Source organism: Kribbella deserti (assembly GCF_042434725.1).
In the GTDB taxonomy this organism is placed as follows: Bacteria; Actinomycetota; Actinomycetes; order Propionibacteriales; family Kribbellaceae; genus Kribbella; species Kribbella deserti.
Genome location: NZ_JBHLTC010000040.1, coordinates 176,732 through 198,175, shown reverse-complemented (window position 1 = coordinate 198,175; position 21,444 = coordinate 176,732). Strand labels below are relative to the sequence as shown.

Here is a 21,444-nt window from a genome sequence, read left to right as displayed (position 1 = left end):
CTTCTTCCTGTGGGTGTTCCTTCAGTGCATTGCGTGGTGGCTCGCGCGAACGCGCACGACCTGCTGCGCGAACTCGGTACGTCGGTGCTCGGTACCGCGGCCGAACTGCGGCACGACGACTCCGGTCAGCCGTGGATCTGGGCGAACGGCACCCGCTACTGGGCGAGCCTCAGCCACGGCCGGAACGTGGTCGCCGTCGCGCTGTCGCTGGACGGGCCGGTCGGCGTGGACATCGAGGCCCGTCGGTCCTTTGCCGTGGACGGGCTGGTCCGGCGCTGGTTCGATCCAGCCGAGGTGGCCTGGCTGGACGCGCAGGAGGACCGGATCGAGGCGTTCCTGTGGCTGTGGACCGCCAAGGAGGCCGTCGGCAAGGCCCTCGGCAAAGGCCTGCGCGACGCGGGTCTGCGCCGGCTCATGCCCTTGCGGGACGGGCTGGTACCAGGAACCGGGCTCGCCATCCGGCATCCGGACATCGCCCTGGACGCCGTACTGGCGGTGGCGGTTCATGTGCCGGCCGATCCCGGCAACGCGGCGGCCGTTCGCAGCACGGTCAGGTCGCGAACCAGCTTCCCGGTAGTCGTCCGCGGCAACTGATCGAGTACCCGCACACTGCGCGGCCGCTTGTACGACGCGAGGCGCTCGGCCAGCTCGGCCTCGATCCGCGCGACCGGGCGGTCGTCGGCGAGCTGCAGGTACGCGGTGATCCACTTGTCGAACACCACCACCACGGCCGCGACGCCGGTCAGCTCGCCGAGCGTGGCCTCCACCTCGGTGAGATCGACCTTGAGCCCACCCACCGAAACCTGGGAGTCGAGCCGGCCCTTGATACTGACCAGCCCGGTCTGCGGATCGACCTCGCCGGCGTCCCTGGTCCGCAACCAGCCGTCGGCCCAGCGAGTGGGATCCGACAACCCGATGTACGGCGACTCGGGGCGGCTCACCCACAGCTCGCCAGCCACCTCGCGGACCTCGATACCCGGCGCCGGGCGGATCGCGGGCCGGTGCTGCCCGAACAGGTCGGTACCGATCACCCCGACCTCGGTCATTCCGTACATGTTGCCGAGCACCGCGTCGTACCGCTGGGCGAAGGCCTCCGCGACGGCGGCCTGAACCAGCTCACCACCCGTCGTCATCCGGCGGAACTGCGGCAACCGTGGCGGCTGATCCACCGAAGCGAGCAGGCCGATGTGGAACGGCACGCCCAGCACGGTCGCGGGACTGTCCTGGGCCGCGATGGCCTGCAGGATGCTGTCGCCGGTCATCCGCTCGGGCGGAACCAGCTCGGCGCCGGCGTGCAGGCCGTACAGCAGTCCACCGACCAGTCCGAGCACGTGCACCATCGAGGGCAACAAGACGATCCGCTCGCCCTTCAGCGGTACGCCCGGGATCTGGGTATACCGCTGGACCTCCGCGATCAGGTCTTCCGCCGTACGGCCGATCACCTTGGACGGACCGGTCGAGCCCGAGCTCAGCTGAACGACGGCGTGGTTCGTCGCGGCCGGGTGGCCCGAATAGCTCGCCACGGTCGTTTCGATCTCGTGGAACGTGCGCAGGCCGCCCGAAACCGATCGCACCGGTTCGACGACGACCTGCGGAACGAGTCGCTCGATCGCCCGCCGGACCTCGTGATCGGTCAACCGGTGGTCCAGCAGAATTGCCTGCGCGCCGCTGCGCCAGATGGCGAGTAAATGTGTCACGAAAGCGACTGAAGGCGGCAATCTCAACACCGCCGAACCGCCCGCTCGTAACCCAGCGTCCCTAAGTTCGGATTGCCGCTCGGAAACCAGGCGGCGAAGCATTCCCCGGTCGATTACCGCAGGCAACCGCAAGCAGATCTCATCCGCCTGGCCGGCCAGCAGAACATCCTCGACCCACCCGCCGTCCGTACCGTTTCCGGGCAGCACAAAAGCACTGTCGATGGTCATCCGTGACTCCGAAGATGGCCTTGCACATAAAAGGAATTGGGCCGCCGGCGCTCCCCAAAGCTCGGCGTAAACGAGACCATACGACACGTTGCGGCTCCGCGCTATATCAACGTTAGGTAAGCCTGTCACTACCCAAAGCAACTTTGGTTTGACCGCTGTCCTTTCGGTCAAAAATGAGGTTGGATACACGCGTTGGGGGCGGCGTCTGGGGTGGACGCCTGGGGCTGGACAGCCATCATTCAAACATTCGCTTCAGCCTGCCCGGATTATGGGCACTTCCTTTTTCCATGAGCTGAAGAATGAAATACGCCCATTGCGGTCTATTCCACCCACAGCGCCGGTTCCGCGCTTTTCCCACGACCTTCCCGGCAACCTCAACACCGAATTGTTGCCAAACCCGCGGGAAAACCTTTGCGCCCCTTCCCACCAAGCCACCCACTGCGGTCCTCCCACAGCCCCGCTAGACCACTTCGGACCCACGGCGTCGTGCCAGCCGTCCGAGGTCCTGCAGCGGCACGTCACGGCGCTGCGCCTTCCCATGACGCGCACCACGGCGGGACCCCACGGCGCTGCGTCCAACCCGACACACACCACGGCGGGACCCCACGGCGCTGCGTCGATTGGTCTGGATTCGCTCGCCCCTTACCGCGGCGGTCACCGTGGTCGCCGACGTAGGCGGGCGAATTCGGACGAATCGTCGCTGACGTCCGCCCTGATCCGCCAAAGCCGGTGTTCACCCGTCCCCCTGAGGAGTCACCAGTGTCAGGTGGACGGGTGAGGTATGTCCGGTCGCGTCGAGTCTTCCCGTGAAGGCCAAAGCGGCTCGCGGGGTTGCCGGGTACGGGTCGCCGGGTCGCCCGGTACCGGTCGCCGGGTTCGGGTCGCCGGGCAACCACCGCCCCGAGTTCGCGAGTGGACGCCACCGACCGCCTCATCGGGCAGTACGTGTGGAAGTTTCACGGGTCGACCTCTGAAGTGGGCGGTCGACCCTGCAGATCTGACAGGTCAACCCCCCGTTTCGCACGTCGACCCTCGAAATTTCCGTCGACCGCTGCCCGGCAGCAACGAGCCCTCGCCCGCGGAGGTGCTAGCCACGCCCAGCGGGGGTTACCACCCCGGATTCCGAGGTGGTAACCCACCATCCCGATGGCCAGCCACCGGTACGCCGTACCGCCGAAGCGCTTGGCGGCTACCCGAGCCCACGAGTCGACGTCAGGTCGCGCTCCACGGGCAGAGCGTCTGGAATTTCCAGGGTTGACCTCTGAGATGGGAGGTCCACCCTCGAGATTTGACGGGGCAACCTCCCGTTTCACAGGTCAACCCTCGAAATCGGGATCGGCCTCGGGCGCGTGGAGGCGCGGCGCGGCGAGAGGCGCCCGGTTGGTGAGGCGAGCAGGCGACCCGACGACCAGGGCCCGGGGTAGGTGGCGCCGGGGGCGCGGGGTTAGAGGCGTTGTTGCCATTCTTGGTGGGCTTCTACGGGGCGGAAGCCTAGTTGGGCGTTGACGGCGTTCATGTGGTCGTTTTGCTGGGCGTTCCAGGTGTGGACGACGGCCTTGGCCGGCTGGGCGTGCTGGAGTTCCAGGTGGTTTCGGACCTTGAGGGCTAGGCCTAGGCGGTGGCCTCGGTGGGCTGGGACTACGAGGGTGTCCCACTGGTAGATGTTGCCCAGGTCGGTCTCTGGTACGTAGAGCTCGGTGTGGCCGGCGAGGGTGCCGTCGGGGGCGATGGCCACGGTGATCCAGCCGTGGCGGCCTTGGTCGATGCTCTGCTGTTCGCGGAACCTGATGCGTTCGGCGTCCCAGACCTCCGGCTGGTGGTCCACCTCGCCGGACGGCGCCTCGGCCGCAAAGACCGCGTGGAGGTCGGCGAAAGCGTCGATCAGTTCGTCGGGACAGCGGTTTTGCCACGTGACGAGCTTGTAGCCCGCGTGGCGTTCGGCCGCCTGCGCCGCAAGGTCTGTCAGCAGAGTCTCGTCCAGCGGGAGTTCCAGCACGCGATGGATCTCCGTATTGCCGAGGGTGAAGCCGAGGCGCTCCGCGAAGGCCTTGCCGGGTGAGGCCTCGTCGATGGCGGCCTCGACCACGGCCAGCAGCAGCGTGCGGTTGCGTTCGGCAGCGACCTGGCGGGCAGTCGCGTACAAGGCGGTGCCGTAACCCTGGCGACGGTACGCCGGTAGGACGCCCAGCGTGATCCGCATCGAGTCGGTGTTGTCGGCCAGCGGCAGTTCGGCGAACAACGCCCCTGCAACCGATGAGCCAGAGCGGATCACCCAGATCTCCTGAGCCCAGTATTTCTCCGGCCGGGTCAGGCCGACCAGCATCTCCTCGCGGCTCCAGCTGGTCGGGTAGTCCCGGCCGTGCTCAATCGCGCCGGTCCACGCGTCGTACCAGGCGTTGAAGTCGTCGGTAGCGCGCGGGTCGATCCGCTCAGGAGTCAGCACGGCCTCACTCTAGAACGAGCTTCAGGCGGGCGCGCCCAGTTTTCCCAGCGCGATGGCCACGCGGCCGCCGGCCTCTTCCAGCGCCCGCCGGGCCTCGAGAATGTCGGCACCGGTCAGCAAGTGCACGAGCGCGGGCTTCAGTTCACCGTCGGCGGCGGCCAGGGCCTCTTCGCAGGCGTCGGCGTCTGCGCCGGTGGCCTCGTGCAGGATGCGCAGCATGCGGCCGCGCAATTTGTTGTTGGTGGCAACCATGTCCACCATCAGGTTGGACCAGGTGCGGCCGAGCTTGATCATCAGCGTGGTGGAGAAGCTGTTCAGGATCAGCTTCTGCGCGGTGCCCGCCTTCAGCCGGGTGGAACCGGCGATCACCTCGGGCCCGGTGTCGGCCGCGATGACGATGTCGGCCAGGTCCGCCAGCGGTGCGGCCGGGTTCGAGGTGACCAGCGCGGTCACCGCGCCGACCGACCGGGCCGCGCGCAGGGCCCCGGCGACGTACGGCGTGCTGCCGGAGGCCGCGAGACCGATCACGACGTCGAGGGCGGTGACGGCGGCCGCGTCCGACGCGCCGCCGTCCACCGAGTCCTCGACGTTCTCGACTGCCCGTAGCAGCGCATCCATGCCGCCCGCATGATGCGCCACTACGAGATCGTCCGGCGCGTGAAAGGTGGGCAGCAGCTCAGCGGCATCCAGTACCGCGAGCCGGCCCGACGTTCCCGCGCCGAAGTAGTGCACTCTGCCGCCGGCCCGAACCGCCTCGACGGCGGCATCGACAAGCTTCGACAGCTGGGGAATGACCGCGCTCACGGCCCCCGCGACGCGTGCGTCCTCGGAGTTGAGCATGGTCAGGATCTCAGTGGTTCCGACCGCATCGATCGCGAGCGTGCGCGGGTTGCGTTGTTCGGTCGGTGTGATCACAAATTGAATGTTAGTTTCCTACCGAAGAGTTTTCAATTCTGTTGACCGTTAACGACTTGTGGCGAGGCGGATCCCCACAGCGACCCCGGGCCGCGAATCAGTGACTGTCAGGCTTCAGATGGTGACCACGCACGGCGCTGTACGTCGTCTCCAGCGCCTTCCGCGCGTCGGGCAGCACCTGCTGCGCAACGCCGATGAACACGCAGTCGACCACCATCAGCTGGGCGATCCGGCTCGACATGGCCCCAGAGCGGTACGTCGTCTCCCGGGCGGCGGTGGTGAGAACCAGATCGGCGGTCTTCGCCAGCGGGGAGCGCGGGAAGTTCGTCACGGCCACGGTGGTCGCGCCTCGCTTTGCCGCCTCCTCCAGCGCCTCGACGACCTCGGCCGTCGTACCGGTGTGGGAGATGCCGACGGCCACGTCGCCGTCGCTGAGCAGCGCGGCGCTGGTCAGCGCGACGTGCACGTCGGACCAGGCGAAGGCCACCCGGCGGATGCGGTGCAGCTTCTGCTGGAGGTCGAGCGCCACGAAGGCGCTCGCCCCCAGACCGTAGATGTCGACGCGGGGCGCCTTGGCCACCGCGGCGACGACGGCGGCCAGGCTGTCCACGTCCAGCTGCTGCGCGGTCTCCCGCACGGCCCGCTCATCGGCGAAGGCAACCTTGCCGACGACATCGGCCAGGGTGTCCCCCGGCTCGATGTCACCGCCGACCTCCGGCCGCACGTTGTCCGTCGCGGACTGGGCGGCGAGCTGAAGGCGCAGCTGCGGGTAGCCGGGGACGCCGATCTGCTTGCAGAACCGGATGACCGTGGTCTCGGAGGTGGACGCCACCTCCGCCAGCTCCGAGATCGTCATCGCGGCCACCCCGCCGGGATCGGCCAGCACCGCATTCGCCACCCGTTGCTCGGCCGGCGCCAGCGCGGGCATCACCGCGCGGACCCGGACCAGCAGCGGCCCCGTGGGTTCGGGAGAGGTCATCGACGAAGTCATATCGCCACGTTACGGCGCAAACCGAACCAGTGGGGTCACCGACGCGAAAGTCTCCAACCTGTTGCCGAGAAAGCCTGCGGATCGCGTTCGCCGTTGAGCAGCATCTTGCCGCCGCCGACCACCTTCACACCGTCGACGTACACGCCGCGGCCGGTGTAGAGCGCGTCGGTGGTGTAACGCCAGCGCAAGGTCTGTTCACCGGGCGTGAGCTCGGCCGAAGCCTGCAGCCAGTGGCGGTCGAACGTGCCACCGATAGCGCCGTCCACCTCGGTCAAGACGCCCCGATCGCGAACGGTGAAAGGAACCTTGGCCCAAGTCGTTCCACCGTCAAGAGAACTCTCCAGGTGCAGGAGATCGGTTTCCTCGGTGTCCACGAACAGGTCGAACGACAGCTTCGCCCCTTCGGCCGGTACGGCGACGTGGGCGTCGAGCGTGCTGGTCGAGGCATCGGCCGTGCCGGAGAACCAGGCATCCCGGCCATGGCGCGGGTTGACCTCGAGCGCCAGCGCGAGCCCTTGGGCAACGGCCCGGCGCGCCGGGTTGTTGCTGCCCCAGCTACGGCTCGGGTGCACCCGGTTTGTCAGGAGGATCGCGAACGACCGGGAGTCGAAGTCGATCACCAGGGAAGTACCGGTGTACCCGGTGTGGCCCGCCGTCCGGGGCGAGGCCAGTCCGGCCATGTACCAGCGCTGGTTGAGTTCGAAGCCCAAACCATGGTCGTTACCGGGAAAACCCGGGGTGAAGTTCGTGACCATCGCGGTGACGGAATCCTCGCGCAGGATCCGCCGGCCGTCGTACGTGCCGCCGTTGAGGAAGGCCTGCGCCAGTACGGCGAGGTCGTCCGCGGTGGAGAACACGCCGGCGTGTCCGGCGACGCCATTCAGGGACCAGGCGTTCTCGTCGTGCACCGAGCCCCAAACCATGCCACGCGGCGGTGAGGCCTGAAACTCCGTGGCCGCGATGCGCGGCTTCTTCGCCGGATCCGGGTTGTAACCGGTGTCGCGCATCCGCAGCGGCTTGCTGATGCCGTCCGCCACGAGTTGGTCGAGCGGCTTGCCGGAAACCCGGGCGGCGGCCTCGCCGAGCGAGATGAGGTTCAGGTCGCTGTAGAGGTACTTCACGCCCGGCGCGCTGGTCGGCTTGGCCGTCAGCGCCATCTGCATCCGGGCCGCCGGGTCCGGCGCACCACTCCACAACGGCAGCCACGCGGGCAGACCGGTCGTGTGTGTGAGCGCCTGCCGGATGGTGATGGTCTCCTTACCGTTCGCCGCGAACTCCGGCACGTACGTCGCGATCGGCGCGTCCAGCTCGATCCGGCCGGCCTCGACCTGCTGCATCACCACGATCGAGGTGAACAGCTTCGAGACCGAGGCCAGATCGAAGATCGTGTCCGGCCGCATCGCGAGCTGCTGGTCCGCGGGCAGTTCCGTACCGTTGCCGTCGGCATACTTCAGCGCCTTACCGGTCGCGGTCCGGGTGACCACCTTGCCGTCGTGCCCGAGCAACGTGACGGCCCCGGCGTACAACGGCTTGGCGGTTCCGTTCGGCCGGGTCCAGTTGTCCACGGCCTGCAAGGCCGCATCGATCGGCGCGGGGTCGAGCCCGGCCTTGACCGGGGTCGACGGACGCAAGGTGGTGGACTTGGCGGCATAACCGTCCTGGGGACGGTCGAACCGACCGCGCGGGTTGTTGCCACCGGCAACGGCTGGGGCGCTCATGGTGAGCACCAGGGTAGCTCCGGCTGCGATCGCCACAATCCGCCTCATCGCTTCGGGCCCTTGTAGAGCAGGTACTTCTCGGTCCGCTTGGCCCAGGCCTTCGTCTCCGGCCGCCAGGCCGCCACGATCTCCTCGGCGGACGCGCCCGCCGCGAACATGGTGCGGAACCGGTCCGAACCGGTGAGCAGGTCGATCCAGCGGCCAGGCGGGTTCTCGGCCCGCCAGGCGAACTCCGGGTACAGCCGCTTGGCCTCGACCATCATGTGCGTGGCGGCCAGCATCGGCTCGACCTCGTGCGGATCGGCGATGTGCACCTGGACGCCGCCGCAGAGCTTGTTCGCGTTCTTGCTGATGAACGGCGTGAAGTAGGCCTCGCGGAACTCGATCCCCGGCACCTCCTTGGTGCGCAGCGCCTCCGCCCACCGGTAGTCGATGTACGGCGCGCCGATCAGCTCGAACGGCCGGGTGGTACCGCGGCCCTCGGAGAAGTTCGTCGCCTCGAACAGGCAGGTCCCCGGGTACAGCAGGGCGGTGTCCGGCGTCGGCATGTTCGGGCTGGGCATCACCCACGGCAGACCGGTCTCGGCGAACAGCTGATCCCGCTTCCAGCCCTGGACCTTGATCACCTGCAGGTCTTCGACGACCGGGCCACCGGTGTCGAGGGCCAGGTACTCCGCGTTGAAGAGCAGCGCCAGCTCGCCCACGGTCATGCCGTGCTGCTGGAGGATCTCCTCCTTGCCGACACCCGAGGTGAAACCCGGGCGCAGCATCGGCCCGGCGGGGTAACCGCCGACCGGGTTCGGACGGTCCAGTACGACGAACTTCGCGCCCGTCTTCGCGGCCGCGACCATCGCCTCGTACATCGACCAGATGTAGGTGTAGAACCGCGCGCCGACGTCCTGGATGTCGAACACGACGGTCTCGACGCCGGACTTGCGGTACAGGGTCTCCAGCTTGGCCGCGTTCGCGCCGTACGCGTCGTAGACCATGATCCCGGTCCGCGGGTCGACGTGATCGCCCTCGGAACCGCCGGCCTGCGCGCTGCCGCGGAAGCCGTGCTCGGGTCCGAAGACCGCGACCACGTTCACCTTGCCGGAGGCGTGCATGGTGTCGACGATGTGGCTGAGGTCGTTCAGGATGCCGGTCGGGTTGCTGAACACCCCGACCTTCTGGCCGGCCAGCGCGGCCCAGCCCGTGTTGGCCAGCGCCTGAGCGCCGGTCACCACCTTCTTCTTGGCGGGCCCGTCCGCGGCGCCGGCCGCGGTGGCGTGCGCCGCGGTGGCGCCGAGCAGCGGGGTGGCGCCGAGGGCTCCGGCGCCGGCTAGGAAGCTGCGTCGTCCAACGGTCATGGGTGGACCTCCGATCCACGGGTGAGCGACAGGCCGGCCCCAACGGGCCGGTGGTCGCTCGCGGCAATGAGGGCAGAGTCGAGTTGTTTCACCAGGTCAGTCCGTGTCCGAAGGCGTACAGGATCTTCGACGGATCACCGGCGGCCGGAATGTCGACCGGCAGCTTCCCGGCCGGCGCGATTTCGCCGTACAGGACCTTGGCGAGCGACTCCATCGAGACATCGGCGTACGAATAGGTCGCGAGATACGTCGCGGCTTCGGGGAAGTAGGCGATGTCGTACGGATCGCGAACCGCCACGACCACCACGGGCCGTCCGGTCGCGAGCAATTCCTTCACCAGCTTTTGCTGCTTGGCCTGCTTGTCGGTGACGAGCGTGTCCCAGGCCTTCATCGTCAGTACGACGGTGAGGTCGTGGCTCTGGGCGGCGGCCACCGCGGCCGTGATGGCGGCATCCGTCGGCGTGGCGCCGGTCTGCCGAACCGTGGTGGTGGCGCCCCGCGCGGCCAACCGGTTCGCCAGGGTCTGGGTGGTGGCGACACCGTACCCGGTGACGAGGATCTTGCGCGGACCACTTGCCAAGGGCAACAAGCTCGCGGCGTTCTTCACCAGTGTCGTGGTTCGGTCCGAGATGCGCTGGTTGGTCGCGTAGTGCGCCGGAATTCCGACCACCGAGGACACGGCCGCGACGTCGACCATCGGCCGGGCCACGATGCCGTTGCGGTGCTTGAGCCGCAGCACCCGGTAGACGCTCTGGTTCAGCCGCTTCTCGCTGATCCGGCCGGACCGGACGGCGGCCAGTACGGCGTCGTACGCGATGTCCATCCGCGGCGGCATCAGCAACTGGTCGACGCCCGCCTCGAGCGCGAGAACCGGCACTTCGGCGTCGCCGTACTTCTGCCGAACGCCTGCCATCCCGAGCGAATCGGTCACCACGAGTCCGTCGTAGCCGAGTTGCTCGCGCAGGATGCCGGTCATGATCGGCTTGCTCAAGGTGGCGGGATCACCGGACGGGTCCAGCGAGGGCACCACGATGTGCGCGGTCATGATCGAGTCGATCCCGGCCTTGATCGCGGCCCGGAACGGCGGGGCGTCGATCCGTTCCCACTCTTCGCGGGTGTGGTCGATCGTCGGAATGCCGGTATGGCTGTCCGTCGCGGTGTCGCCGTGCCCCGGGAAGTGCTTGGCGGTGGCGGCGATCCGGCCGTCCGCCTCCATTCCGATGACCTGGGCGGCGGTCAACCGGGCCACCAGGTTCGGGTCGGACGAGAACGAGCGGACGCCGATGACCGGGTTCAACGGATTGACGTTGACGTCGGCGACCGGGGCGTAGTCCTGGTTGACGCCGACCGCGCGCAGTTCGGCGCCCGCGATCGCGGCGGCGGCCCGGGCGTCGGCGACACTCCGGCCGGCGCCGAGGGCCATCGCTCCCGGGAACTGGGTCGCGGGCGGTCCGACCCGGAACACGACACCGTGCTCCTGGTCGGTGCTGATCAACAGCGGCACCCGCACCTTCGTACCGACCGCCAGGGCCGCACGTTGCAGCCCGTTGGACAGGGCCGCGATCTGCGGTGGGTTGGCGACCGAATCCGTCCAGGCGAAGTAGATGACGCCACCAAGCTTGTACTTGGCGACGACCTCAGCCGGGGTGGCGACGCCGTACGCCGTGACGTTGCGTTGGTCGGCCGTATCAGCCGTGGCGCCGTACGCGTAGGTGACAAACAGCTGGCCGACCTTCTCCTCCAGCGTCATCCGCGCCAGCGTGGCGGTGGCCCAGCCGTGGGACGCGCCCGGGCTGGACGCGGCCGCGACCTCCGGCCGGAGCCCCGCCGCGCCGGCAACAGCCGCCGCGGCCAGACCCAGGACGGTCCGGCGAGTTGGCCGAGTCACCAGCTCAGACCGTGGCCGAAGGGGTAGAGCACGGTGGTGGGCTGACCTGCGACCGGAATGTCGACGGGCAGCTTGCCGGCCGGCTTGATCTCGCCGTACAGCACCTTCGCCAGCGACTCCATCGAGACACCCGTGTACGAGTACGTCGCGACGTAGGTCGGCGCGGCGTCGAAGTACGCGATGTCGTACGGGTCGCGGACCGCGACCACGATGACGGTCTTACCCGTCGCCAGCAGGGCCTTGACCAGCTTCTGCTGCTTGGCGAGCTTGTCCGTCACCTTGGTGTCCCAGGCCTTCTGGGTCAGCACCACGGTCACGTCGTTCAGCTTGGCCTTCGCGACGGCGTCATCGATCGCGACGTCGGTCGGCGCGGCACCGGTCTCCCGGACGGTCGCGGTCGCGCCGCGCTTGGTCAGGTTGGCGGCCAGCGTCTGGGTGGTGGTCGCGCCCCAGCCGGTCACCAGGATCGAGCGCGGGGTGTTGCCCAGCGGCAGGGTGCCCGCGTCGTTCTTCACCAGGGTCGTGGACTTGTCGACGATGGCCTGCGCGGTGGCGAGGCTGGCCGGCGTACCGACGGTGGTGGCGACGGCGGCCGGGTCGACGTACGGCGAGGTGAGCACGCCGCGGGTCAGCTTCAGCAGCAGGATGCGCGCGACGCTTTCGTTCAGGCGGCGCTCGCTGATCCGGCCCGACTTCACCGCGTCCACGACGGCCTTGAACTGTACGTCCGGCGCGGGCGGCAGCAGCAGTTGGTCGACCCCGGCCTCGATCGCGCGAACCGCGACCTCGGCGTCGCCGTACTTGAGCCGGACCGCGCCCATCTCCAGTGCGTCGGTGCAGATGACGCCGCGGAAGCCGAGTTCGCCGCGCAGGATGTCGGTCATGATCGGCTTGCTCAGCGTGGCCGGATCACCCGACGGGTCGAGCGACGGAACCGCGATATGCGCGGTCATGATCGAGTCGATGCCGGCCTTGATCGCGGCCTTGAACGGCGGTGCGTCGATCGCGTTCCACTCCGCGCGGGTGTGGTTGATCGTGGGCAGCGCGGCGTTGTGGCTGTCGTCCACGGTGTCGCCGTGCCCCGGGAAGTGCTTGGCGGTCGAGATGATCTTCGCGTCCTTCTCGTACCCCTGGACCTGCGCGACCGTGAGGTCGGAGACCAGCTGCGGGTTGGAGGAGAACGAACGCACGCCGATGACCGGGTTGAGCGCGTTCACGTTCACGTCGGCGACCGGGGCGTAGTTCTGGCGAATACCCATCGCCTTCAGCTCACGCCCGGTGATCCCGGCGGCGGTGCGCGCGTCGGCCACGCTGCGGGCGGCGCCGTGCGCCATGTTGCCGCCGAACTGGGTGGCGGGCGGCCCGACCCGGACCACGACCCCCTGCTCCTGGTCGGTGGCGATCGTCATCGGAACCCGCAGGCCCGTGCTGGTCGCCTGGCGCTGCAAGGCGTTGCTGTACGTCGCGAGCTGCGTCGGGTTCTCGACGTTGCCCCGGGCGCTGAAGTAGATCCAGCCACCCGGCTTGTACTTCGAGATCACCTCCGCCGGGGTGGCAACGCCGTACAGCGCGGTGTTGCGGGCGTCGGGTGCGTCGGCCTTCGGGCCGTACGCGAACAGCACGAAGAGCTGCCCGACCTTCTCCTCCAGCGACATCGCCTTCACGGCGGACATCGCCCGGTGCTCAGGCGTCTGCGGTGGCTGCGCTTCCGGCTGTGCGGTGACAGCTCCAGCGGCCCCGGTGGTGAGTAAGGCGGCGGATGTGACGGCAGCCAGGGTGGCTGCGGCAAAGCGGCGTACGGCGGACATAACCGGCCCCTCAGGTAATTGAATTACAACAAGAGTCCCCCGCCACGAAAGTTACCCACGCCTCCGAGAGGGGTCAAGGGCTAACCGCATCCCGCTGGAACTCACGCGAGGGCTGGTACTTGCAGTGATCCCCTCGTCACCTGGAGACAACAGTAAACCCCGTCCAGCCAGGCTGAACGGGGTTTCTGCGCGTCGTTGACGTCGTTCGGGTTAGAGCTTGAGCGCGGTGGCGACCACTGTCGCCAGCTCCTCGGCCACCTCTTGAGCGGTGTCCGCGGACTCGGCCTCGACCATCACTCGCACGAGCGGCTCGGTGCCCGAAGGACGGAGCAGAACGCGGCCGGTATCGCCGAGGCGGGCGGTGGCTGCGGCCACGGCCGACTGCACCTCCGCGTTGGTACCGGCGCTGGTCTTGTCCACGTTCGGCACGTTGATCAGGACCTGCGGGAGCCGGACCATCACCGCGGCCAGGTCCTGCAGGGACTTGCCGGTCTGAGCGATCCGGGCCAGCAGCATCAGCGCCGTCAGCGTGCCGTCGCCGGTGGTGGCGTGATCCGACAGGATCACGTGGCCCGACTGCTCGCCGCCGAGCTTGTGGCCGCCGGCCTTCATGGCCTCCAGTACATACCGGTCGCCGACCTTGGTCTGCTCGACCGCGATCTGCTCCCGGACCATCGCCTGGACAAAGCCGAGATTGCTCATCACGGTGGCGACGACCGTGTCGTTCGACAAGGTGCCGCTGTCGCGCATGGACAAGGCCAGCACGGCCAGGATCTGGTCGCCGTCCACCAGCTGACCGGTGTGATCGACGGCCAGGCAGCGGTCGGCGTCGCCATCCAGCGCGATACCGACGTCGGCGCCGTGACCGACAACCTCGCGGCGCAGCCCCTCCATGTGGGTGGAGCCGCAGTCGAGATTGATGTTCAGACCGTCGGGCTTGGCCGCGTAGGTGATCACCTCGGCGCCCAGGCGGCGCATGGCCTCCGGAGCGGTCTGATAGGCGGCACCGTTGGCGCAGTCGACAACAACCTTCAGGCCGTCGAACCGGTTGGGCGCGGAACGGACCAGATGGGAGACGTACGTCTCCAGGCCCTGGCCGTCATCGATCACCCGGCCGACAGCGGCACCCGTCGGGCGCTGCCATTCCTCGGCGAGGTGCGCCTCGATCGCGTCCTCGATCCGGTCGTCGAGCTTGATGCCACCACGAGCCAGGAACTTGATGCCGTTGTCGGGCATCGGGTTGTGGCTGGCGGACAGCATCACGCCGAGATCGGCACCGGTGGAACCGGTCAGATGCGCGACCGCGGGCGTCGGCAGCACGCCGAGCTTGACCACGTCGACGCCGGCGCTGGCCAGTCCGGCCACCACGGCTGCTTCCAGGAACTCACCACTGGCGCGTGGATCTCTGCCCACAACGGCGCGTGGCCGGTGCCCTTCGAAGGCACCGGCCTCGCCGAGTACATGAGCGGCCGCGACCGAAAGGTCGAGAGCCAGCTCGGCAGTAAGGTCCACGTTCGCCAGGCCACGGACACCGTCCGTGCCGAAAAGACGACGGGCCATCTTCTTGGTACGCAGCTCAGCGCTTGCTGTACTGCGGAGCCTTACGGGCCTTCTTGAGGCCGGCCTTCTTCCGCTCCTTGATCCGCGCGTCGCGGGTGAGCAGACCGGCCTTCTTCAGACCAGGGCGGTTCGCCTCCTCGTCGGCGGCGTTCAGGCAGCGGGCCACGCCCAGCTGCAGCGCACCGGCCTGGCCGGTGATGCCGCCGCCGTTGATGCGGGCGATGACGTCGTAGGAGCCCTCCAGGCCCGCGACGACAAACGGCTCGTTGACGAGCTGCTGGTGAACCTTGTTCGGGAAGTAGACGTCAAGCGGCTTGCCGTTGACAGTCCAGTTGCCGGAACCGGGGACCAGGCGGACGCGGGCGACAGCCTCCTTGCGGCGGCCGACGGCCCCCGCCGGGTTGATCACCGCGACGCGGCCGGTCTCGGCCCGCTGCTCCGGGCTCGGGTTCGTCTCGGAGGTGTACGCGACCGGGCCCTCGGTGTCGATGGGCACCTCAAGCTCGAGGTCGTCGCTGGTCTCGGTGGTGATGTCGCTCACGCTGTGAATCCTCGATTAACTGGCTCGTCGACCGCTACTGGGCGATCTGGGTGATCTCGAAAGACTTCGGCTGCTGGGCCGCGTGCGGGTGCTCAGGACCGGCGTACACCTTCAGCTTGGTCAGCAGCTGACGGCTGAGGCGGTTCTTGGGCAGCATGCCCCAGACGGCCTTCTCGACGGCCTTGCGCGGGTCCTTGTCGAGGATCTCGCCGATCGGAGTGGCCGTCAGACCACCCGGGTGACCGGAGTGGCGGTAGGCCAGCTTGTCGGTTCGCTTGTTACCGGAAAGGGAGACCTTGCCGGCGTTGATGACGATGACGAAGTCGCCCCCGTCCACGTGCGGCGCGAACGTCGGCTTGTGCTTGCCACGCAGCAGGGTGGCGATCTGGACGGCGAGGCGACCGAGCACGACGTCGGTAGCGTCGATCACAAGCCACTCGCGAGTGACGTCAGCAGGCTTGGGGCTGTACGTGCGCACGGTCGTTGACCTTCGTTTCTCAGAGGTTGACAAAAATCTGAAGCGTTGGCGAGCGGCGATCAACCATCAGGAGAAAGCCAGGAACGCACAACAGCAGCCCAGAATACCGGCGGCGACCGCCTGGGGTCAAAGTGAGTCGTAAGCGCTCCGGGACCCCGGGTTGGTTGCGGGCTCGGACCGGATTAGCGTAGCGGACAAGATCGCAGTCTCAATACGCGTCCCGCCGGCGACGATAACCCTCACTCACCGGGCGATGACGCCAGCTTCCGAAGAGGGCATCGTGACCGAACAGTCGCTCACCGTCCGGGACAACCGGACCGGCAAGGACTACGACCTTGCCATCACCGACGGCACCATCAAGGCCGCCGATCTGAAGCAGATCAGCGCGGCGGAGGGCGATGGTGGCCTGGCCACCTACGACCCGGGCTTCGTCAACACCGCCTCGACCCGCTCGTCCGTCACCTACATCGACGGCGACAAGGGCATCCTGGAGTACCGCGGCTACCCGATCGAGCAGCTCGCCGAGCACTCGACGTACCTCGAGGTGGCCTATCTGCTGGTGAACGGCGCGCTGCCGAACAAGACCCAGCACGAGCAGTGGGTGCACGACGTGACGAATCACACGTTCGTGCACGAGAATCTGAAGACCTTCATGCAGGGGTTCCGCTACGACGCGCACCCTATGGGCATGCTGCTGGCCTCGACCGGCGCGCTGTCCACGTTCTACCCCGAGTCGCGCAACATCTTCGACGCGGAGTCGCGCCAGCTGCAGATCACCCGGATGATCGCGAAGATGCCGACGCTCGGCGCCTTCGCGTTCCGGCACGCGCAGGGCAAGCCGTATGTCTACCCCGACAACGAGCTCAGCTACGCGGCCAATTTCTTGTCGATGCTGTTCAAGATGAGCGAGCCGAAGTACGCCGCCGACGACCGGCTGGTGCGCGCGCTGGAGATCCTGTTCATCCTGCACGCCGACCACGAGCAGAACGCCTCCACCAACGCCGTCCGGGCGATCGGTTCGACCCACGTCGATCCGTACAGCGCGGTGGCCGGTGGTATCGCCGCCCTCTACGGCCCGCTGCACGGTGGCGCCAACGAGGCGGTGCTGAAGATGCTGCGCCGGATCGGCTCGCTGGAGAACGTGCCGTCGTTCATCGAGGGCGTGAAGAACGGCGAAGAGCGGCTGATGGGCTTCGGCCACCGGGTCTACAAGAACTACGACCCGCGCGCCAAGATCATCAAGAAGGCCGCCGACGACGTGTTCGAGGTGACGGGTATCAACCCGCTGCTGAAGATCGCCGTCGAGCTGGAGAAGATCGCGCTCGAGGACGAGTACTTCGTCTCCCGCAAGCTCTACCCGAACGTGGACTTCTACTCGGGCCTGATCTACGAGGCCCTGCAGTTCCCGCCGGAGATGTTCACCGTGCTGTTCGCCATCCCGCGTACCTCGGGCTGGCTGGCGCAGTGGCTCGAGCTGCTGGGCGACACCGATCAGAAGATCGCCCGCCCGAAGCAGATCTACACCGGCGCCCGTGGCGTCGACTACGTGCCGATGGGCGACCGCTGACCCCACGGGTCAGCGGCCCTTCGGTCGTAGGAATTGGCACGGCCCCGGTTCGGCGTTCATCGCTCGGACCGGGGCCGTTCTGGTGTCTCTGCCGGCTATGACGCGGCGGGCGCCCGCCCGGTTTCGCTGGGCGCCAGCCCGGTTTCCAGTACATTGATGAGGTCTTGGAGCTGACCTCGGGCGCGAGCAACGCCACCTGGTCGATGTAGTCGCGTGACTCGACGATCAGCCCGTCCCGCACGCGCAGCACGAACACGCACGGCACGGCGAACGGCTCTCCCGTCACCGCCGCCCCGGCGTAGTTGAACTCCGCCACGATCACCTCCGGATCCGCCGTCTGGTGGACCCGGATATTGACCGGCCGACAACCGACCGAACTCGGCGGGGAAGCTCCGAAATGCCGGCGCAGGTCGTCCCGGCTGTTCAGCGGTTCCCCGCCGTACGGCGACATGGGGTGCCGCACGTCGGTCTGCTCCGCGTAGAGCTCCGGCAGCTCGGCGCGCCGCCCGTCACCCACTCCGTGCACCAGGCGCAAGAAGACGGCTGCTGGGGTGTCTTGCGAGGTCATCGGGGTCCTCTCGATAAGATCCGGAGGCCTCGACCGAGGCGGTGGCGCGACTGGCCGGGGTCGGAATCGGCACGGTGTTCCGGCACTTCCCGGCCAAGCGGGACCTGCTGGACGCGGTGCTGCGGATCCGGCTCGAACGGTTGCGCGACCGGGCTCGCGCCTTGGCCGCTGCAGCTGATCCGGGCAAGGCTTTCTACGAGTTCTTCGACCAGGTAGTGACGGAGGCCGCCGGCAAGCTCGCGGTGGCCGACGCCTTGGCGAAGTCCGGGGCAGCTGCAAGCCCTGAGGCGACGGCGGCGGGCGTCGGCCTGCGGGAGGCGTTCAACGAGTTGCTGGTTCGAGCCCAGGCCGCGGGCGCCGTACAAGCCGACGCCCGCTTCCCGAGGTGTACGCGTTACTGGTCGGCACGTCCCGCGGAGCGATCACCGCCAACCTGAGCCCGGCCGACCGAAGAGCCCTACTGGGCTTGGCCCACCGGGCCCTCCAGCCCTGACGAGCGCTCAGGCCTCATCGAGGCACTGCCGTGGCGCCCCTGGGCTGCGAAACATCGCGCCCACACCATGCGGCTGACGGAAGCGCTTGGTGAGTCCACCCGACGTTTTTCGGCCCTGGAAATGTCGAGTGGACTCACCAAGACGAACCTGGCGCGCCGAGCCGCCGTACCCGGGGACACCTCGTCGGAGCCGAGCACCGCGGCGAAGCACGGCGCCTCGCCAGTCGCCGCGAGTGCACCGCGTCCACTCGCGCACCTAAGGAGTTGTACGCCCTATCGCTGTCAGCGAGGGCGGACTACGCGGGTTTCGTCCCAGACGGGTTCGGGCGATTCGTAGACGGTGCCGTCGCTGCCGAAGACCAGGAAACGGTCGAAGCCGCGGGAGAACCAGCGGTCGTGGGTGACCGCCAGAACCGTGCCGTCGAAGGCGTCCAGACCTTCCTCCAGCGCCTCGGCCGATTCGACGTCCAGGTTGTCCGTCGGCTCGTCCAGCAGCAGCAAGGTGGCCCCGGACAACTCCAGCAGGAGGATCTGGAACCGCGCCTGCTGACCACCTGACAGGCTTTCGAAGGACTGCTCGGCGGCATGCGCGAGTTCGTACCGGTCGAGCTTGCGGGAGGCCAGTTCGCGGCCCATGCCTTCACGATGTTCGTCACCGCGATGCAGGATCTCCAGCAGCGTTTTGCCCATGAGTTCAGGGTGTTCGTGCGTCTGCGCGAACCACCCGGGCCGTACGCGCGCGCCCAGCTTGGCCGAGCCGGTGTGAGCCACCGACGGGATCGCGATCTCCCCCACCGGCTGGTGCTCGATGTCGGGATCAGAGCCGCCGTTCGCCAACAGGCGAAGGAAATGCGACTTACCCGAGCCGTTGGAACCGAGCACCGCCACGCGTTCGCCGTACCAGACCTCGAGGTCGAACGGCTTCATCAGGCCGGTCAGTTCGAGGCCCGCGCAGACGACGGCGCGCTTGCCGGTCCGGCCGCCCGTGAGGCGCATGCTGACCTTCTGCTCGCGCGGAATCGCCTCGGGCGGGCCGGCCTCCTCGAACTTGCGCAGCCGGGTCTGGGCGGCGCGATAACGCGACGCGAGACCGTCGTTGTAGGCGGCTTTCTGCTTGTACATAAGGACAAGCGCCTTCAGCTTGGCGTGTTCCTCGTCCCACCGGCGGCGTAGTTCCTCGAAGCGCTCGAACCGGTTCTTGCGCGCCTCGTGGTACGTGCGGAAGCCGCCGCCGTGGATCCAGGCGGTGTTGCCCGCGGCACCGAGTTCGATCGTGACGATGCGGGTCGCGGTGTTGGCGAGCAGCTCCCGGTCGTGGCTGATGTAGAGCACGGTCTTCTGGGTGGCGTTGAGCTGTTCCTCGAGCCAGCGCTTGCCCGGTACGTCGAGATAGTTGTCCGGCTCGTCCAGCAGCAGCACCTGGTCCGGGCCACGCAGCAAGGCCTCCAGCACCAGGCGTTTCTGCTCACCACCCGACAGGGTCTTCACTTCGCGCCACTGGCACTGGTCGAACGGAATACCGAGCGCGGCCGTCGTACAGACGTCCCAGAGCACCTCGGCGTCGTACCCGCCGGCCTCGCCCCAGTCCGAGAGGGCTTGGGCGTAGCGGAGCTGGGTCTTCTCGTCGTCGCTGTCCATCATCGCCAGCTCGGCCTTGTCCAGCTTGGCCGCGGCCGCCTGCACCGCCGACGGCGCCACCCCGAGCAGGAGATCCCGGACGGTGGTCGAGTCGCGCACGGAGCCGACGAACTGGCGCATCACGCCAAGCCCGCCCGAACGGCTGATGCTGCCGCTGTGCGCCTTCAGGTCGTCCGCGATGATCCGCACCAACGTCGTCTTACCCGAACCGTTCGCGCCGACCAGAGCGACCTTCGCGCCATCGCCGACCCGGAAGGTGACGTCGTCCAGCAACACTCGCCCGTCCGGCAGCTCGTACCCGACACCGGCGACATCCACGTGACCCATGCCCCCAGTCTGACCGCCCAGCCACCACCCCGCGACCGGTTATCATCGCGGCCGCTAGCGAAGGAGCGCCGATGGCCGACCTGCCCCACCCACTTGGATCCGAGGTTCCGCCGGGACATCCGGCACACGAGTGGGTCCGCCGGATCGTCGGATCGGTCGAACGGCGCACCGGCCGCCCGTCGCAGTGGAACGGGCGGCTGTACGAGGAGCCGTCGTACGACGCTCAGGCGTCCGTTCGTCCGGACCACTCCCTCACCGGTGGGCCGGGTGATGTGATCGGGCCCCTGGAGAACGCCTCGACCTCGCGCCTGCCACCCGCGGGGCACGAGGCCTTCAAGGTCCGTGCGGCGGTCGCGTCGGTCACCCACGAGGCGATCCACCTCACCAGCGAGTACGGCGATGGCGAGGCCGCCGCGGAGGTTGGCGAAGTCGCGCTCGACGAAGGCCTGACCGAGGCCTGGGCGTTGGCCAACGTCGACGCGGTCCTGACCGACATCGGCATGGATCGTCAGGTACCGACCGTGGGTTCCGAGCACACCGTCGACAGCTATCCCGCCTACACCGCGGCTACCGGCGAGCTGACGCGCGGGTTGTCGGCGGCCAGCGGCAGATCACCGGACGAGGTGCGCGACCACCTGCTGAACACTCCTCGGTCAGAGCGCTGGAATGCGGCCGCCGACCTGGTGATCGACGGGCAGTTCGGTGACCGGGTGGGCCCTGAGGACCGCGCTGAGCTGCGGAAACACCTGATTCCGGAGATGCGTGGCGGGTTTGAGCGGCTCCCGGCGGTTCAGTGGGGATACGGCCTCGATGTCGAGAAGGCCGCCGAGGGACGGCAGGTCGGCCAGCAGGCAGTTGAAGGACTTCGGGCGACTACCGGTCGTCTGCAAGCGCAACAGCATGCCTTCCCGGGGCAGCCCGTCCCCCCGGCGCCCGAGCGACCGCCGATGTACGTCACGGAGAACTCGGGCCGGCTGGTGGCTCCGGCTCCAACGCCTCCACCTGTCCCAACCGGTCCGAAGCCCACGATGGCGCAGATCCTCGCCGAACGGCGTGAGAAGGCCGCAGCGGCCAAAGGTAGGCCGAGCCCGTCTGAGGCGCTCAAAGCGCTCGATGGCCAAGCGCCAGCCTCCGGTGCGGTCGGCCAGCCAGCGACGCCTCAGACCGCCTCAGACGCCGTACGACCGCCGGTAGTCCAGTTGAAGCAGGAGAAGGGCCGAGGGGTCGACTGAGGG

The 21,444-nt window shown here is 68.2% G+C and carries 16 protein-coding genes and 1 pseudogene; 4 read left to right on the top strand and 13 right to left on the bottom strand.

Going from position 1 to position 21,444, the window contains the following annotated elements; genetic code table 11:
* Nucleotides 1-9: 9 nt before the first annotated feature.
* Nucleotides 10-594 (top strand): 4'-phosphopantetheinyl transferase family protein, encoded by a 585-nt coding sequence (locus tag ACFFGN_RS32230; protein WP_380055663.1) that lies wholly within the window; start codon nucleotides 10-12, stop codon nucleotides 592-594.
* Here ACFFGN_RS32230 and ACFFGN_RS32225 read toward each other — a convergent pair.
* From ACFFGN_RS32225 to rplM, 11 genes are all read right to left on the bottom strand, one after another.
* On the bottom strand, nucleotides 504-1,925 hold the full coding sequence (locus ACFFGN_RS32225) for a class I adenylate-forming enzyme family protein (protein ID WP_380055660.1): 1,422 nt from the start codon (nucleotides 1,923-1,925) through the stop codon (nucleotides 504-506). The genes ACFFGN_RS32230 and ACFFGN_RS32225 overlap by 91 nt on opposite strands.
* Before the next feature lie 1,444 nt (nucleotides 1,926-3,369).
* A complete protein-coding gene (locus ACFFGN_RS32220; RefSeq protein WP_380055657.1) occupies nucleotides 3,370-4,368 on the bottom strand; it encodes a GNAT family N-acetyltransferase in 999 nt (332 codons plus the stop codon).
* A gap of 21 nt (nucleotides 4,369-4,389) precedes the next feature.
* On the bottom strand, nucleotides 4,390-5,283 hold the full coding sequence (gene murQ / locus ACFFGN_RS32215; protein WP_380055654.1) for an N-acetylmuramic acid 6-phosphate etherase: 894 nt from the start codon (nucleotides 5,281-5,283) through the stop codon (nucleotides 4,390-4,392).
* A 97-nt stretch (nucleotides 5,284-5,380) separates the two neighbouring features.
* A complete protein-coding gene (locus ACFFGN_RS32210) occupies nucleotides 5,381-6,274 on the bottom strand; it encodes a MurR/RpiR family transcriptional regulator (RefSeq protein ID WP_380055651.1) in 894 nt (297 codons plus the stop codon).
* A gap of 35 nt (nucleotides 6,275-6,309) precedes the next feature.
* Nucleotides 6,310-7,992, bottom strand: coding sequence for a serine hydrolase domain-containing protein (locus tag ACFFGN_RS32205; protein WP_380055648.1), 1,683 nt, complete (start codon nucleotides 7,990-7,992; stop codon nucleotides 6,310-6,312).
* A 44-nt stretch (nucleotides 7,993-8,036) separates the two neighbouring features.
* Complete coding sequence (locus tag ACFFGN_RS32200) at nucleotides 8,037-9,341, bottom strand: exo-beta-N-acetylmuramidase NamZ family protein (protein WP_380055645.1); 1,305 nt, start codon at nucleotides 9,339-9,341, stop codon at nucleotides 8,037-8,039.
* 88 nt (nucleotides 9,342-9,429) lie between these two features.
* A complete protein-coding gene (locus tag ACFFGN_RS32195; protein ID WP_380055642.1) occupies nucleotides 9,430-11,229 on the bottom strand; it encodes a glycoside hydrolase family 3 protein in 1,800 nt (599 codons plus the stop codon).
* Entirely contained in the window at nucleotides 11,226-13,037 is a 1,812-nt protein-coding gene (locus tag ACFFGN_RS32190) for a glycoside hydrolase family 3 protein (protein WP_380055640.1), read from the bottom strand. The genes ACFFGN_RS32195 and ACFFGN_RS32190 overlap by 4 nt, the downstream gene beginning before the upstream one ends.
* Before the next feature lie 210 nt (nucleotides 13,038-13,247).
* Nucleotides 13,248-14,597, bottom strand: coding sequence for a phosphoglucosamine mutase (gene glmM, locus ACFFGN_RS32185; protein WP_380055637.1), 1,350 nt, complete (start codon nucleotides 14,595-14,597; stop codon nucleotides 13,248-13,250).
* Between the two features lie 16 nt (nucleotides 14,598-14,613).
* Nucleotides 14,614-15,138: a 30S ribosomal protein S9 gene (gene rpsI, locus ACFFGN_RS32180; RefSeq protein ID WP_380055634.1), complete on the bottom strand. Its 525-nt coding sequence runs from the start codon at nucleotides 15,136-15,138 to the stop codon at nucleotides 14,614-14,616.
* Between the two features lie 34 nt (nucleotides 15,139-15,172).
* Complete coding sequence (gene rplM / locus ACFFGN_RS32175; protein ID WP_380055632.1) at nucleotides 15,173-15,616, bottom strand: 50S ribosomal protein L13; 444 nt, start codon at nucleotides 15,614-15,616, stop codon at nucleotides 15,173-15,175.
* Between the two features lie 253 nt (nucleotides 15,617-15,869).
* Between rplM and ACFFGN_RS32170 the strand changes: the two genes are divergently transcribed.
* A complete protein-coding gene (locus ACFFGN_RS32170) occupies nucleotides 15,870-17,183 on the top strand; it encodes a citrate synthase (RefSeq protein WP_380055629.1) in 1,314 nt (437 codons plus the stop codon).
* A gap of 277 nt (nucleotides 17,184-17,460) precedes the next feature.
* On the opposite strand, the pseudogene ACFFGN_RS32165 reads toward ACFFGN_RS32170, so the two are convergent.
* Nucleotides 17,461-17,751, bottom strand: a pseudogene (locus ACFFGN_RS32165) (nuclear transport factor 2-like protein); the annotation flags it as partial.
* 41 nt (nucleotides 17,752-17,792) lie between these two features.
* On the opposite strand from ACFFGN_RS32165, the gene ACFFGN_RS32160 reads away from it, so the two are divergent.
* Nucleotides 17,793-18,188, top strand: a complete 396-nt coding sequence (locus ACFFGN_RS32160) for an SbtR family transcriptional regulator (RefSeq protein WP_380055626.1) — start codon at nucleotides 17,793-17,795, stop codon at nucleotides 18,186-18,188.
* Between the two features lie 338 nt (nucleotides 18,189-18,526).
* Here the strand turns inward: ACFFGN_RS32160 and ACFFGN_RS32155 are convergent, their stop codons facing one another.
* Entirely contained in the window at nucleotides 18,527-20,209 is a 1,683-nt protein-coding gene (locus ACFFGN_RS32155; RefSeq protein WP_380055623.1) for an ABC-F family ATP-binding cassette domain-containing protein, read from the bottom strand.
* 71 nt (nucleotides 20,210-20,280) lie between these two features.
* Here ACFFGN_RS32155 and ACFFGN_RS32150 point away from each other — a divergent pair, with 71 nt between their 5' ends.
* Nucleotides 20,281-21,441 carry a hypothetical protein gene (locus ACFFGN_RS32150; protein WP_380055620.1) on the top strand — a complete coding sequence of 387 codons (1,161 nt, stop codon included), beginning with the start codon at nucleotides 20,281-20,283 and terminating at the stop codon, nucleotides 21,439-21,441.
* Nucleotides 21,442-21,444: the final 3 nt, after the last annotated feature.

Bases quoted from the DNA above. Each gene is read 5' to 3' on its own strand.
- ACFFGN_RS32225 (WP_380055660.1), bottom strand. From the start codon at position 1,925: ATGACCATCGACAGTGCTTTTGTGCTGCCCGGAAACGGTACGGACGGC.
- ACFFGN_RS32210 (WP_380055651.1), bottom strand. From the start codon at position 6,274: ATGACTTCGTCGATGACCTCTCCCGAACCCACGGGGCCGCTGCTGGTC.
- ACFFGN_RS32205 (WP_380055648.1), bottom strand. From the start codon at position 7,992: ATGAGCGCCCCAGCCGTTGCCGGTGGCAACAACCCGCGCGGTCGGTTC.
- ACFFGN_RS32200 (WP_380055645.1), bottom strand. From the start codon at position 9,341: ATGACCGTTGGACGACGCAGCTTCCTAGCCGGCGCCGGAGCCCTCGGC.
- ACFFGN_RS32190 (WP_380055640.1), bottom strand. From the start codon at position 13,037: ATGTCCGCCGTACGCCGCTTTGCCGCAGCCACCCTGGCTGCCGTCACA.
- glmM (WP_380055637.1), bottom strand. From the start codon at position 14,597: ATGGCCCGTCGTCTTTTCGGCACGGACGGTGTCCGTGGCCTGGCGAAC.
- ACFFGN_RS32170 (WP_380055629.1), top strand. From the start codon at position 15,870: ATGACGCCAGCTTCCGAAGAGGGCATCGTGACCGAACAGTCGCTCACC.
- ACFFGN_RS32155 (WP_380055623.1), bottom strand. From the start codon at position 20,209: ATGGGTCACGTGGATGTCGCCGGTGTCGGGTACGAGCTGCCGGACGGG.
- ACFFGN_RS32150 (WP_380055620.1), top strand. From the start codon at position 20,281: ATGGCCGACCTGCCCCACCCACTTGGATCCGAGGTTCCGCCGGGACAT.